Origin of the sequence: Haladaptatus sp. T7 (assembly GCF_026008575.1) — an archaeon.
Classification (GTDB): domain Archaea; phylum Halobacteriota; class Halobacteria; order Halobacteriales; family Haladaptataceae; genus Haladaptatus; species Haladaptatus paucihalophilus.
Window position 1 is genome coordinate 247,645 of record NZ_BROP01000004.1, and the last position, 12,664, is coordinate 260,308.

11 protein-coding genes are annotated in these 12,664 nt (G+C 62.9%); 9 read left to right on the forward strand and 2 right to left on the reverse strand.

Annotated features, from left to right (window positions below; translation table 11 throughout):
- Positions 1–256: 256 nt before the first annotated feature.
- Positions 257–1,513: a Zn-dependent hydrolase gene (locus OPC11_RS12955; protein WP_264782161.1), complete on the reverse strand. Its 1,257-nt coding sequence runs from the start codon at positions 1,511–1,513 to the stop codon at positions 257–259.
- 153 nt (positions 1,514–1,666) lie between these two features.
- Between OPC11_RS12955 and OPC11_RS12960 the strand changes: the two genes are divergently transcribed.
- From OPC11_RS12960 to OPC11_RS12985, 6 genes are all read left to right on the forward strand, one after another.
- On the forward strand, positions 1,667–3,292 hold the full coding sequence (locus OPC11_RS12960) for an ABC transporter substrate-binding protein (protein ID WP_264782162.1): 1,626 nt from the start codon (positions 1,667–1,669) through the stop codon (positions 3,290–3,292).
- Positions 3,293–3,312: 20 nt separating this feature from the next.
- On the forward strand, positions 3,313–4,266 hold the full coding sequence (locus tag OPC11_RS12965) for an ABC transporter permease (RefSeq protein ID WP_256388527.1): 954 nt from the start codon (positions 3,313–3,315) through the stop codon (positions 4,264–4,266).
- Positions 4,266–5,159 carry an ABC transporter permease gene (locus OPC11_RS12970; protein WP_007983363.1) on the forward strand — a complete coding sequence of 298 codons (894 nt, stop codon included), beginning with the start codon at positions 4,266–4,268 and terminating at the stop codon, positions 5,157–5,159. Before OPC11_RS12965 ends, OPC11_RS12970 begins: the two co-directional genes overlap by 1 nt.
- The gene (locus tag OPC11_RS12975) at positions 5,156–7,288 is read left to right on the forward strand and encodes a dipeptide ABC transporter ATP-binding protein (protein WP_264782163.1); all 2,133 of its coding nucleotides are present in this window, start codon (positions 5,156–5,158) and stop codon (positions 7,286–7,288) included. Before OPC11_RS12970 ends, OPC11_RS12975 begins: the two co-directional genes overlap by 4 nt.
- Before the next feature lie 172 nt (positions 7,289–7,460).
- On the forward strand, positions 7,461–8,513 hold the full coding sequence (locus OPC11_RS12980; protein WP_264782164.1) for an NAD(P)-dependent alcohol dehydrogenase: 1,053 nt from the start codon (positions 7,461–7,463) through the stop codon (positions 8,511–8,513).
- Positions 8,514–8,618: 105 nt separating this feature from the next.
- A complete protein-coding gene (locus tag OPC11_RS12985) occupies positions 8,619–8,987 on the forward strand; it encodes a hypothetical protein (protein ID WP_007983369.1) in 369 nt (122 codons plus the stop codon).
- A gap of 39 nt (positions 8,988–9,026) precedes the next feature.
- On the opposite strand, the gene OPC11_RS12990 is transcribed toward OPC11_RS12985, so the two are convergent.
- A complete protein-coding gene (locus tag OPC11_RS12990; protein WP_264782165.1) occupies positions 9,027–9,422 on the reverse strand; it encodes a hypothetical protein in 396 nt (131 codons plus the stop codon).
- 205 nt (positions 9,423–9,627) lie between these two features.
- Here OPC11_RS12990 and OPC11_RS12995 point away from each other — a divergent pair, with 205 nt between their 5' ends.
- The 3 genes from OPC11_RS12995 to OPC11_RS13005 all read left to right on the forward strand — a co-directional run bounded on the left by OPC11_RS12995 (position 9,628) and on the right by OPC11_RS13005 (position 12,631).
- Positions 9,628–11,013 carry an ATP-binding protein gene (locus OPC11_RS12995; RefSeq protein ID WP_007983372.1) on the forward strand — a complete coding sequence of 462 codons (1,386 nt, stop codon included), beginning with the start codon at positions 9,628–9,630 and terminating at the stop codon, positions 11,011–11,013.
- A 136-nt stretch (positions 11,014–11,149) separates the two neighbouring features.
- Positions 11,150–11,506, forward strand: coding sequence for a hypothetical protein (locus tag OPC11_RS13000; protein WP_007983374.1), 357 nt, complete (start codon positions 11,150–11,152; stop codon positions 11,504–11,506).
- A gap of 90 nt (positions 11,507–11,596) precedes the next feature.
- Positions 11,597–12,631: an LLM class flavin-dependent oxidoreductase gene (locus tag OPC11_RS13005; protein WP_264782166.1), complete on the forward strand. Its 1,035-nt coding sequence runs from the start codon at positions 11,597–11,599 to the stop codon at positions 12,629–12,631.
- Positions 12,632–12,664: the final 33 nt, after the last annotated feature.

A 12,664-nucleotide genomic window follows, 5' to 3' on the forward strand; every position in this document is an offset into this window, starting at 1 on the left:
GGCCGAAAATGCGCGTTTCACGCCCTGTATGGTTAATGATGAAGCTAGCTCCTGTTCTCAATAGGTATAACGACCGAAGCGACGAGAGAAGGGACAGAAATCGGTCGAAAATCGCTGAATCAAGGACTGTTGTGTGGACAATGCGTACTTCGCCGCGGAGGATATTCGAACGAGAATCCCGCTGATGACGAGCTGAAACGCTCGATTCTCGGTCTTCTAGCCAAGAACAGTCCGATTTGCTCGTTCGAGAACGCCGTTATTCGTCAGCGTCGGCGAGTCGCGTTAGCGCACCCGCGAGGACGCGCGTCGATGCGGCACAATCCTCCCACTCGGTCCACTCCAGCGGATTGTGTGAAATGCCGTCCCGCGACGGGGCGAAAAGTAGGCCTGCATCCGTGACATTCGCAACGTGCATGGTGTCGTGGGCGGCACCCGAGTGCAGAGACAACGTGTCGATGTTCGCGGTCTCCCCGGCGGCCTCCAGCGCGGTGCGACACCGGTCGCTCATCGGAACGGGGTGGCGGTTCCACGGCCGCTCGAACGCGGTCGTCACGTCGCGCTCGGTTTCGATGCTGTCGAGGCTCCGCTTCGCTCGGTCCACGACGTACTCGATGGACTCCTGTTCGATGTCGCGGACATCGAGGGTCAGTTCCGCCCGTCCCGGAATGACGTTCGGTGCGCCCGGTCCCACGTCGAGTTTGCCGACGGTGGCGACCGCCGTGTCCGATTCGGCTTCGACGCGCTCACGCGCGGCGCGTTCGACGTCGAGAACGAACTCGCTCGCCCCCGCAAGGGCGTCCGACCGGTCGTCCATCAGCGTCGATCCCGCGTGGTTCGCTTCGCCGGTGATTTCGATGGCACACCGGGAGAGTCCCGTTATCGTCGTCACGATTCCGGCGGGGATACCCGCGTCTTCGAGGCGCTCGCTCTGTTCGATGTGGAGTTCGAGCCACGCGTGCCACTCGTCGGCGGCCACGCGCCCCTCGCCGAGAAAGCCGATGTCGTCGAGCGCGGCTTCGAGCGTCACGCCGGATTCGTCTTCGAGCGCGAGCGCCGTTTCGAGGCTCATCTCCCCGGCGGCGACGGCGGAACCGAGCAATCCGCCGTCGAACCGCTGGCCCTCCTCCTCGGTGAAACAGACGACCTCGACCGGCCGCGCCGGTTCGACGCCCGCGTCCTGCATCGCGCGAACCGCTTCCAGCGCGGAGTAGACCCCGAGCGGCCCGTCGAAGATGCCGCCCTCCGGGACCGAATCGAGGTGGCTCCCGGCGGCGACCGCGGCCGCGTCGGGGTCCGCGCTCTCGGGCGTCCACCGGCCGACGATGTTTCCAACGCCGTCCACGCGAACGTCGAGACCGGCGTCCCGCAATCGCTCGCAAAAATACTCTCGTGCCTCCCTGTCCGCCTCGGTTCCGGTGAGGACGGTTCGACCGTGACCGTTTTCGACCGCGACCGACCCGAACGCCGCGTTGGCCTCGATGTCACGTCGTAGCCGTTGCTCGCGTACCTGCATGCGTACCAAGGCAACGTGGCCCACCCGCCTATTTGACTGTTTCCCAATCGGGCATTCGACTTACAGGTTTGACGCCCGGTTTCACTTCAGAAATCCAACTATCGTGTCGGTTTTTTCATAATCTTTATCACGGACGGTTGAGTGCGCTATTCTATGCCAAGCGATAGCAATAGCCGCAAGAATGAAAATAATAGCGATACGGCCGGTCACGGACGCGTCGACCGCCGGGCGTTCCTCGCCGCGACGGCGGCCGGTGTTCCCGTCGCGCTCGCCGGCTGTCTCGGTGGCGGCGACTCGGACGACTCCGGCGGCGGAAACGGGGACGGAAACGCGAAGATGGGCGGCACGCTCCAGTGGGGCGGTGCCGTGCCCGTGCAGGGACTCGACCCTCACCTCGAAAGCGCAGCCGCGACCAACCGCGTGCTCGAAAACATCACCGAGCCCCTCATCCGGTTGGCTCCCGACTACTCGCTGAAACCCCATCTCGCGAAGGACTGGACGACCTCCGACGACAACACGAAACTGGAGTTCACCCTCCAGAAGGGAGTGAAATTCCACGACGGCAGCGAGATGACGTCCAAAGACGTTCTCGCGACCTACAAGCGGATTGCGAACGGAGAGTACCTCGCCACCGGGTTCTTCGACTTCGTGGACTCGATGGACAACCCCGACGACCAGACGTTCGTCGTGCAGTTGTCCGAACCGTTCGCGCCGTTCCTCTCGCGGATGTCGACCGGGGAGATGCACATCGTCCCCGAGAAACAAGCACAAAAGAAGAAGATCAAGGAACCCATCGGAACGGGGCCGTACCAGTTCGAGAGCCACGAGGTGGAGACGTCGTTCACGATGACGAAGTTCGACGACTACTGGAACGCCAGCGACGAGAACGGGCCCTTCCTCGACAAAATCGTCAAGAGCGAGATTACGGACCCGAACGTTCGACTGCAGTCGTTCCGCGCGGGCGAGTACGATTTCGTCAACGGCGTCCCGCCGAAGGACGTCGAATCGCTCAAGAACGATTCGTCCGTCCGCTTCGAGAAGCAGTTCCCGAAGGCGCTCGTCTACCTCGGGTTGAACTGCAACAAGAAGCCGTTCGACGACAAACACGCCCGCCTCGCGCTCGATTACGCGCTCGACAAGGAGAAGATCAGCGAGGCGGCGCTCTACGGCACCGGCAAGACGACGGCGACGCCCGCCGCGCCCGGCAGCAAGTGGGTGAACCCCGACATCAAACCGCGTCCGCGTGACCTCGACAAGGCCAGAGAACACCTGAAGAAGGCGGGCATGCCCGACGGATTCTCGGTTTCGTTCAAGATTCCGCAATCCTACCCGACGCAGGTGCAGGGTGCGAAGGTCATCTCGGACCAAGCGTCCGAGGTCGGCATCAACCTCAACATCCAGAAAATCACGTGGAGTACGTGGCTCTCGGACGTCTACAGCAAGCAGAACTTCGAGGCGACGACCAGTTCGTACCTCGCGCTGACCTACCCGGACGTGTCGTTCTACAAGTTCCTCCACCCCGACGGCGCGTTCTTCTTCACCGGCTGGAACAACGACGAATACAACAAACTCGTCGAGAAGGCCCGCCACATGTACGACGAGGACAAGCGCGCCGAACTGTACCACGAGGCGACCGAAATCCTCCACGAGGACCGCGCGGGGCACCTCCTGCTCTGGTGGCAGGCGAACCTGTACGCCGGTTCGACCGACTACAAAGGAAAAATCGGCACGCCGGACGGCTCGACGCTTCGGTTCGACGACAACTGGCTCGACGGATAACTCGGTGACCCACCATGTCAATGTCTAATTATCTACTGAGGCGGTTGGGGTTCATGGTGCTAACCCTCCTGTTCGTGACGATGATCACGTTCATCGTGACGACGATTCTTCCGGGGGACGTCGCGTTGCTCATCCTCGGGCCGAACGCCACCGACAAGTCGATTCAGGCGCTCCAAGCACAGATGGGGCTCGACAAGCCGTTGTACGTCCAATACGTGGACTGGGTGTTCGGACTCGTTCAGGGCGACATGGGAACGTCGCTCCGCTTCGGCGACCCGGTCATGGCGCTCATCATGGAGAAACTCCCGAAGTCGCTCCTCCTCGCCGGAGCGGCGACGCTCATCGCGGTCGTCTTGGCGCTGCCGCTCGGCGTCATCGCCGCGGTGAAACAGAACGAGCTTCCGGACCTGTTCGCGTCGATGTTCGGATTCATCGGCGTCTCCATCCCCATCTTCCTGTGGGGGCTGGTGTTCATCCTCGTCTTCGCCGTCTGGCTGAACATCTTCCCGACGGGGGGCTACGTCCCGCCGAGCGAGGACCCGGTGGGAACGCTGACCCACCTCGTCCTCCCGGCGTCGGCGATGGGATTCGCCCTCACCGCCTACATCATGCGGATGACCCGCTCGTCGATGCTCGAAGTCATGTCCGAGGAGTACATCAAACTGGCGCGCTCGAAGGGGATGACCCAGCGGGTCATCGTCCTCAAGCACGCGCTCCGGAACGCCATCATCCCCGTCATCACGGTCATCGCGTTCCAGTTCAGCTACGCGTTCGGCGGCGTCGTCGTGCTGGAACAGGTATTCTTCTGGCCGGGTATCGGCAGGCTGACGCTGACCGCCATCCAGAGTCGCGACATCCCCCTGTTGCAGGGCTGTATCGTCGTCGTCGCGCTGATGTACATGCTCTCGAACCTCGCGGCCGACATCCTCTACGGCTACTTCGACCCGCGGATTCGCTACGGAGGTGACGAATAATGGCGACCTCGACGTCGAACTCGAATTCGACGGCCACGTCCGCGCGGATAGAACGCTTCCAGCGATTCGCGCGGCAGTTCAGGAACAACACCAAGGCGATGATAGGCCTCGTCATCGTCGTTTCCCTCGTCGTGGTAGCGATTTTCGCGCCGTTCATCGCGCCGTACTCGATTTCACACACGTCGGTCGCCGACCGAACGCAATCGCCGTCGATGGACCACCCGTTCGGAACCGACGACCTCGGCCGTGACATCTTCAGCCGCGTCGTGATGGGCAGTCGGATTTCGCTGAAAGTCGGCTTCGGTGCCATCACCGGCGCGCTCCTCATCGGAACGATAATCGGACTGGTGTCCGGGTACTACGGCGGCATCATCGACGAGTTGCTGATGCGGTTCATGGACGCCGCGATGTCCTTCCCGCCCATCCTGCTCGCGTTGACGTTGATGGTCGTCCTCGGCCCCGAACTCACGAACGTCATCATCGCGCTGGCGTTCGTCTACACGCCGTACATCGCTCGCGTCGCCCGGAGCGCGACGCTCTCGGAGCGAAACGAGGCGTACGTCGAGTCGGCCATCGCCCGCGGCGAGAGCAATTCGCACATCATCTTCCGCGAGGTGCTGCCGAACTGTTCGGCCCCGCTGCTCGTGCAGGGGTCGCTGAACATCGCCTTCGCCATGCTCGCGGAGGCGAGCCTGTCGTTCCTCGGCCTCGGCGCGCAACCGCCGACGCCGTCGTGGGGACTGATGATAAACAACGGGAGCGGGTTCATGCAAACCGCGCCGTGGATCATCATCTTCCCCGGTATCGCCATCGCCGTCACCGTCATCGGGTTCAACCTGCTCGGCGACGGCCTGAGAGACGTGCTCGACCCCAAGGTGGATTCGATAGAATGAACGGAAACGACGCGGACGGCGGGTCCGCCCCCCTCCTCGACGTTCGAGACCTCAGGACGGAGTTCCTGACGGAGGACGGGACGGTCGTCGCCGCCAACGACGTATCGTTCGCCCTCGATTCGGGCGAGACAATGGGCTTGGTCGGCGAAAGCGGCGCCGGAAAGAGCGTCACCGCGCGCTCGCTGCTCCAACTCGTCGATAGCCCCGGCGAAATCACCGGCGGGGAAGTCGTCTTCGACGGCGTGGACCTGTTGGGACTCTCCGAACCCGAGATGCGGTCCGTTCGCGGGAACAAAGTCGCGCTCATCCCGCAGGACCCCATGTCGTCGCTGAATCCGGTGCTCACGGTCGGCGAACAGATCGTCGAGACGATACTGCACCATCAGGGCGGCAACCGCGAGTCGGCGCGCGAACAGGCCATCGAGGTCATGCGCGACGTGGAAATCCCGGACGCGGCCGAGCGGTTCGGCGACTACCCGCACGAATTCTCGGGCGGGATGCGCCAGCGCGTGCTCATCGCCATCGGCCTCTCCTGCAAGCCGGACCTGATAATCGCGGACGAGCCGACGACGGCGCTCGACGTGACGACGCAGGCGAAAATCCTCGACCTCCTGAACGAACTCCAGGAGGAAAAGGGGATGGCCATCCTGATGATAACGCACAACCTCGGCGTCGTCGCCCAGACGTGCGACCACGTCGGCGTGATGTACGCGGGGAACCTCGTGGAGACGGCGGAACTCGACGAACTGTTCGACAATCCCCAGCATCCGTACACGCGCGGTCTCATCGACTCGATTCCGCAGACGGACGTGGAGTACGACGACCTACCGACGCTGGCCGGGTCGATGCCGGACCTCACCGACCTGCCCAGCGGCTGTAACTTCGCACCCCGGTGTGAGTACGCGACCGAGGCCTGTCGGACCGGCGGCAATCCCCGGCTCGAACCGGCCGCGGGAACGACGTCGCGTGCGGCGTGTATCCGCACGGACGAAATCGACCTCAGGCAGGGGTACACCCCCGATGAATCGAGCGGCGAGCGAAAACGCATCGACCGGAGCGGCGAACCGCTGTTCGCGGTGAAAAACCTGAAAAAGCACTTCCCGTCCGGCGACGGGTTCTTCGGTGATCTCACGCTCACGCGCTCGGACGGCGGTATGCCGACGCTCGAACGGCGGGCCGTCAAGGCGGTCGACGGCATCGACTTCGAGATTTACCAGGGCGAGACGGTCGGTCTCGTCGGCGAGAGCGGGTGTGGCAAATCGACCGTCGCGCGCACGGCGCTCAAACTCCTTGAACCGACCGACGGCGAGGTGTACTTCGAGGGGCAACCCATCCACGAGATGAGCGGGTCGGAGGTGCGGAGCCTCCGCCGCGAGATGCAGATGATATTCCAGGACCCGCAGAGTTCGCTCAATCCGCGAAAGACCGTGGGTCAAATCATCGGCCGAGCGATGGAGAAACACGACATCGCGACCGGCGAGGAGAAACGGGAGCGAACCCGCGAGTTGCTGACGCGCGTCGGCCTCTCGCCCGACGCGCTCCACAAGTATCCCCACCAGTTCTCGGGCGGGCAACAACAGCGCATCGCCATCGCGCACGCGCTCGCCGTGGAACCGAAACTCATCGTCTGTGACGAACCGGTGTCCGCACTGGACGTGTCCGTACAGGCACAGATTCTGAACCTGCTCGACGAGATTCAGGCGGAGTACGGGCTGTCGTACCTGTTCATCTCGCACAACATCGGCGTCGTCCGACACATCTGTGACCGCATCGCCGTGATGTACCTCGGCAAGATAGCCGAGTTCGGCACGGTCGAACAGGTGTTCTCGGCCCCGTTCCACCCCTACACCGAGAGCCTGCTTTCGGCGGTTCCGCACGCCAATCCGTCGCGGAAGACCGACCGCATCCTGCTCGAAGGGAGCGTGCCGAGTCCGCTGAACCCGCCGTCCGGGTGCCCGTTCCAGACTCGGTGTCCGAAGAAAATCGGCGACGTCTGTGAACAAACCGAACCGATGCTGGAGGAAAAAGAGGGAGACAGCGGTCACCAAATCTCCTGTCACCTCTCCGTCGGGGAGATGAGCGAACGGCGGTCGTTCGTCGAGACGGCGGAATCGACGTCCGACGACTGACCCGTTTCGACGACAGGCCACTCTGCCGTCTTCCGTCGATTTCTTTTATTGTCGCGAGAACCACTTCAATGATTTAAATACTGCTCGGAGACCCCGTGCGTGGAAACCAGATTGCCAAAGTCGGGAATTCCATTGAAGTGGGTGGACGTGGAAGTGGTGCCGGGGGATATTCATGCAAGCGTACGTGATGCGTTCCATCGGCGAAACCGACGTTATTGAGAAGGACGAACCGGAAGCGGGACCGAACGACGCCATCGTTCGGCCGACGAAGGGGCTGGTGTGTACCTCCGACGTGCACACCGTCGGCGGGGCAATCGGCGAACGCGAGGACATCACGCTCGGCCACGAGGCCGTTGGTGTGGTCGAATCGGTCGGGAGCGAGGTCGAGCAATTCGAACCCGGCGACCGCGTCGCCGTCGGCGCTATCACCCCGGATTGGGGGTCGCCGGCCGCACAGGACGGGCATCCGTCGCAATCGAACGAGGCGCTCGGCGGGTGGAAGTTCGCCAACGTCAAGGACGGCGTGTTCGCCGAGTTCTTTCACGTGAACGAGGCCGACGCGAACATGGCTCACATCCCGTCCGGCGTCAGCGACGAGGCCGCGGTGTACGTCACGGACATGATGAGCACCGGCTTCGGCGCGGCCGAGCGGGCGGATATTCCAATCGGCGGGACGGTCGCGGTCTTCGCCCAAGGGCCGGTCGGGTTGATGGCAACGAAGGGGGCGGCGCTCCGCGGTGCGGGGCAGGTCATCGCCGTCGAAAGCGTTCCAAAGCGCCAAGAACTCGCCGAGTTCTACGGCGCCGACGAGGTGGTCGATTACACCGAGGTCGAAACCGTCGACGCCATCATGGATCTGACCGACGGGGAGGGCGTCGACGCCGCCATCGAAGCGCTGGGGTCGAACGCCACGTTCAAACAGTGTATCGAAGTCACCAAACCCGGCGGCGTCATCTCCAACGTCGGCTACCACGGCGAAGGGGAGTTCGTGGACATCCCGCGGGACGCGTGGGGGGTCGGTATGGCCGAAAAGGACATCGTGACGTCGCTCTGTCCCGGCGGTCGCCTCCGGCTCCGCCGCCTGCTTCGATTGCTCGATGAGGGCAAGGTGGACCCGACGCGGATGACGACCCATCGGTTCGACTTCGAGGACATCGACGAGGCGTTTCAGCTCATGGACACGAAAGAGGAAGGGATCATCAAACCCCTCATCGACTTCAGCTGAAGCGCTCGACGCGGAATTTCGCGCTGAACGCTCACTCTTTTCGGAGTCACCGCGGGGACGGGACGGAAAAATTATGTGTCCGTTGTTCTTCGGGAGCGATAGACCATGCAACGACGCGACCTGCTTCGCACCGGCGGTTTATTCGTCTGTGGCGGTATGACGGCCCTTTCCGGCTGTAGCGGTGTCGTCTCGAAACTCACGGGGTCCCTCGAAGTGACGACCACCGACTCGCGGGTCACGGGATTCGGAAACGTCGTCGTCACCGCGAGCGTGCGCAACGATTCGGACGAGACGAAATCGGGCACGCTCTGGGCGCAAGTGAAAGTCGATGGCGGCAGCACGTACGAGGAATCGGAAAACGTGATCGTCCCGGCGCACACCGAAAAGGAGTATCAAATCAGACTCGATATCGACTTCGGCGAATCGCTGTCCGCGGACCGGTATTCGTACAAGGCGTGGCTCGAATCGGACTGACGAGCGGTCGAGGCGACGCCGGTGGTCACGGCTCCCAGTCTACGAGTCGGACTCGTCTCCGCCGTCGGCGTCGGAAGCGCCGTCCTCGTCCGTCTCCGCGGTTTCGTCGAGTTCGTCCGTCTCCTCCTCCGTCGTGGACCGCACCTCGTCGATATCGACGTCCGTGCCGAGTTTCTCCTCGTCGATGGAGGATTCGAGCGTCTCGCGGTCCGTTATCGCGTCGATTCCCTTCTCGTCCACCGCCGACTGAATCGTCCCGGCGTCGATGGCTCCGCTGACGTCCTTTCGTTCGACCGCCGCTTTGACCGCGCGTCGGACCGCGATGTAGCCGACCGCGCCTGCGCTACCGGCCATCACCGCGCCCGGTATCCCGTATCGTTTGTAGCCGAACTTCGCCGCCTTCTTGCCGATTGTGAGTGGGCCGAGTCCGAACATCGTGTTTGGATACTGCCGCCGAACCCGTCTAAGGCTTGAGCCTGCATGCTCAACGAAACGACCCTCTTCACTCGACGTCCGTCCCCTTCGCGTCGTCGACGGAACGTACCGAATCGCGGTTCGTCCAGATTAGTAAAATCGTGATTAGTAAAATCGTGATTTAGATAATCGCCAGCATTATCTACCGTCATCTCGAAATCGACGCATGAACCCACCGCGTTTCGTCAACCGCGAGCAAGAGCTCGATACGTTGCAGTCTCGGTTTCGAAGCGACACCGCCGACCTGATCGTCATCTACGGTCGCCGACGACTCGGGAAGAGCGCACTCGTCCGCGAGGCGATACGAGATACTGACGACGCCGTTTACTGGCAGGCAACAGAGGAGACGCCGGAGGTGCAACTCGCTAACTTCGTCGAGACGGCGAGTGAGACGTTTCCCCTCTTAGACGACATCCAACGTGACTGGGAGGCCCTGCTGCGTGCGCTCGGTCGGGAGAACGCGGTCGTCGTCCTCGACGAGTTTCCGTATCTCGTCCAGTCGGACGAAGCGCTTCCATCGAAGATCCAGCGCGTCTGGGATTTACACCTCGAAGACACGGCGATGACGCTCGTCCTCGTCGGATCGTCGATCAGCGTTATGGAGGAGAAGGTCCTCGGCGGAGGGAGTCCCTTGTACGGTCGGCGCACGGCGGCAATCGACCTCCCGCCGCTCTCGCTGGAGAACGCGCGCCGATTCTATCCTACGGACGATCCGGATACGATACTTCGATATCGGGGCGTCTTCGGTGGAACACCGTATTACTTGCGAGCACTCACCCCCTCCGCATCGCTTCCTGCAAACATCCAGTCCCACGTGCTCTCGGAACACGGCGTTCTCCACAACGAGCCGGAGTTCCTGCTCCGGACGGAGTTCGGAATCCGAGAACCGCAGACGTACTACACCATTCTCCGGGCGATAGCGACCGGAAAGCGTGAAGCAAACGAGATCGCAAACTTCGCGGGCGTCGATTCGAACACGCTCGGATCGTATCTCTCGAAACTTCGTCGCCTCCGATTGGTCGAGCGAGATATCCCGGTGACGGCCGACCCCAACGCGACACGCAAGAGCCGATATCGACTGAACGAACCGCTCTTCCGGTTCTGGTTTCGGTACGTCTACGGTCAGGAAGGAACGCTCGTTCAACTCGGTGATGACGCGTACGAGCGGTCGGTCGAGCCGTCGTTCTCCGATTACATGGGGTCGATGTTCGAGATCATCTGCCAGGAAGCACTTCCGTCGCTAATTCCGAAGGCGTACCAAGGAATCGGATACTGGTGGCATCGGCAGCACGAACTCGATGTCGTCGGTCTCGGAAGCGATGGCACGCTCGTCGCCGGTGAATGTAAGTACACGTCTCGGGAGATGAACGAAGGTGATCTGGCGGACTTAGAGCGGAGTGCGGCGCAGGTTCGCTGGACGCCGGAAAACGGCACCGAACCGGCGTACCACTACTGCTGTTTCTGTCGCTCCGGGTTTTCGGACGGACTTCGAGCCACTGCCGACGAGCGTGACGACGTTTCGCTGTTCACACCCGCCGAAATCGTTTCGTAGGTCTCGATTCGGAACTCCTCGCGTATCATCGAAACCAAATTTTCCCCCATCGGTTTCCGAGGGACCCTTTCCCCACCGCCGCGACGCGGTGCACGGAACACGGAAAAGGGTGCGACCCGTAGTTCGGCCCGACGCGATGACACGGACGCTCACGCTCCCGAACGGAGAGGAGGTAACCGAGGACGACATCATCCTCTACGACGGCTATCCGTACCGGCTCCGGTTCGTGGACGACGACGAGTACGAGTTCGAACTCTCGCCTCTGTACTGGGGGAACAGCGGAATGGACGTCCCGTTCCCCGACCGGGAGGCGCTGGTCGAACAGTGGGAAGGCGACTCCCGAGGCACGCTCACGGACGAGGAGTGGAACGGGTGGCTCCGCGAGGCGCGCCACAACCCGAAGTTCTCCGACGACGAACTGGACGAACTCGCCCGCGAACTCGGCACGAACGACGGCCTACTCGACCGCCTCCGTCGGCTGTTCGGACGGTGATGCGGTCGATGGCGGCGGACGGGGCCGTGTTCAACCGGTTCGGACTTCCGGGGTAGTCACCGTTATGGGTGCCGGTTCGTAAACACGGACATGGACCTATCACTCGTGGACCTCGCGCCGATACCGGAGGGCGGAACGGCGACGGAAGCGTTCGAAAACACGATAGAGCGCGCCCGTCACGCCGAGGAACTCGGCTACTCCCGCTTCTGGGTCGCCGAACACCACGATTTTACCGACCGGTTGGCAAGCACGACCCCCGAAGTGTTGATGGGCAATCTCGCCGCCCACACCTCGGACATCCGCATCGGGTCGGGGACGGTGTTGCTCAACCACTACAGCCCGTACAAGGTGGCCGAGTCGTTCGGCGTGCTCGACGCCCTCGCTCCCGGCCGTATCGATTGCGGACTGGGGAGGGCGACGGGCAACCCCGTCTCTGACTTCGCGTTACAGGACGACCGGAGCGAACGACGGCAACCGACCGACCACGCCGGGAAGATAGAGGAGGTCGCCGCGCACCTCTACGACGGGTTCGACGACGACCACCGGTTCAGCGAGCTCTCGCTGGCGCGGTCCCGCGAGAGCATCCCCGACGTGTGGGTACTCGGCTCCAGTCCGTCGAGCGCCGCCATCGCGGGTGATTTAGGGCTTCGATACTGCTTCGCGGCGTTCATCCGACCCAAACCCGCCGTGCGGGCGTTCGAGGTGTACCGGGACCACTTCCAACCGTCCGACATGGGCGCTGGCCCGGACGAACCGCACGGCATGCTCGCAGCGAACGTCACCTGCGCCGAGACGGACGAGGAGGCCGCGCGACTTCGTTCGGTCCCCGAAGCGAACCGCCAGCGGTTGCGTCGCGGGCAGATAGACCGCCCGCCGATTCACTCGGTCGAGACGGCCATCGACGAACTCGGGCACGTCCCGGACCCGACGCCGAGCACCCTCGCTCCGGGCGACTGGCCCCGCCAAGTCTCGGGGAGTCCCGAGACGGTCCGCGACCTGTTGGACCAGATGGCGGCCCAGACCGGCGTCGATGAAATCATCGTCCAGAACCAGTTCGCCGACCCCGAGGACGAACTCCGGTCGCACGAACTGCTCGCCGAGGCGGCGGATTTGACCCCTCGGTAAGCCGAGCGCCGCACTCCCTCGACAAGCCGGCCG

Bases quoted from the DNA above. Each gene is read 5' to 3' on its own strand.
- OPC11_RS12990 (WP_264782165.1), bottom strand. From the start codon at position 9,422: ATGTTCGGACTCGGCCCACTCACAATCGGCAAGAAGGCGGCGAAGTTC.
- OPC11_RS13005 (WP_264782166.1), top strand. From the start codon at position 11,597: ATGGACCTATCACTCGTGGACCTCGCGCCGATACCGGAGGGCGGAACG.
- OPC11_RS12960 (WP_264782162.1), top strand. From the start codon at position 1,667: ATGCCAAGCGATAGCAATAGCCGCAAGAATGAAAATAATAGCGATACG.
- OPC11_RS12955 (WP_264782161.1), bottom strand. From the start codon at position 1,513: ATGCAGGTACGCGAGCAACGGCTACGACGTGACATCGAGGCCAACGCG.
- OPC11_RS12980 (WP_264782164.1), top strand. From the start codon at position 7,461: ATGCAAGCGTACGTGATGCGTTCCATCGGCGAAACCGACGTTATTGAG.
- OPC11_RS12975 (WP_264782163.1), top strand. From the start codon at position 5,156: ATGAACGGAAACGACGCGGACGGCGGGTCCGCCCCCCTCCTCGACGTT.
- OPC11_RS12965 (WP_256388527.1), top strand. From the start codon at position 3,313: ATGTCTAATTATCTACTGAGGCGGTTGGGGTTCATGGTGCTAACCCTC.
- OPC11_RS12970 (WP_007983363.1), top strand. From the start codon at position 4,266: ATGGCGACCTCGACGTCGAACTCGAATTCGACGGCCACGTCCGCGCGG.
- OPC11_RS13000 (WP_007983374.1), top strand. From the start codon at position 11,150: ATGACACGGACGCTCACGCTCCCGAACGGAGAGGAGGTAACCGAGGAC.
- OPC11_RS12995 (WP_007983372.1), top strand. From the start codon at position 9,628: ATGAACCCACCGCGTTTCGTCAACCGCGAGCAAGAGCTCGATACGTTG.
- OPC11_RS12985 (WP_007983369.1), top strand. From the start codon at position 8,619: ATGCAACGACGCGACCTGCTTCGCACCGGCGGTTTATTCGTCTGTGGC.